This is a genomic window from Agrobacterium sp. MCAB5, from assembly GCF_052114365.1.
GTDB classification, from domain to species: domain Bacteria; phylum Pseudomonadota; class Alphaproteobacteria; order Rhizobiales; family Rhizobiaceae; genus Agrobacterium; species Agrobacterium tumefaciens.
The window spans coordinates 1-638 of record NZ_JBFREP010000128.1; the positions used below are offsets into that span (position 1 = coordinate 1).

A 638-nucleotide genomic window follows, 5' to 3' on the forward strand; every position below is an offset into this window, starting at 1 on the left:
GATGTCAGGGCAGCCACGATCGGTCTCGCAGTGGTGATCTCGGAGATGCCGAGTTCTTCGCGGGCATGCGCCTCAAGCGCATCCTTCTGCATCAACTGCTCGGCCACCCTTCTGGCCAGATCGGTATCGACACCGCGTCTGGCATAAAGTTGCGCCAATTCTTCTCGCTCCAGATTGGGTTGGCTCTCAAGCTCCAGTCGTTCGCGGTTGAGATCGGCCTGCTCGGTGTCCGCCTGGGAGCTTACCGAGACATATTCGCCCGCCGCCATCGACATGGCCCCTGCCACAAGTCCTGCGATGCCGGCGATCAGAATCTCGGAACTCCCCGCCGCAGAGGCTGCCACCCCGACGATCAGGCTTGCGGTCGACACGATGCCGTCATTGGCGCCGAGAACGGCCGCTCGCAGCCATCCTATCCGGGAAACGAGATGCGTTTCGCTGTGAAGGCTCCTCATAAGGCCCTCCGGATGACGCCATCAAGGCGAGCTGCGAGAGCGATGGTGTTGGAGATCGTACCGTATTTGCGGACGTTCTTGTGCAGGAGTTCGAGCCGCTGTTCGCTCTCCTCGGTATCGACCAAGAGTTCGTAGTCGATGGAGAAGATACGCGGCAGATCATCCTGCCGGACGGCATGAAGC

The 638-nt window shown here is 60.7% G+C and carries 1 protein-coding gene and 1 pseudogene; both read right to left on the bottom strand.

Going from position 1 to position 638, the window contains the following annotated elements; translation table 11 throughout:
* Positions 1-455: VIT1/CCC1 transporter family protein (locus AB4Z23_RS27760; protein WP_441361213.1), on the bottom strand; the 455-nt coding region annotated here is incomplete at its 3' end.
* Positions 452-638: pseudogene (locus AB4Z23_RS27765) on the bottom strand (OsmC family protein); the annotation flags it as partial. The pseudogene AB4Z23_RS27765 and the gene AB4Z23_RS27760, both read right to left, overlap by 4 nt.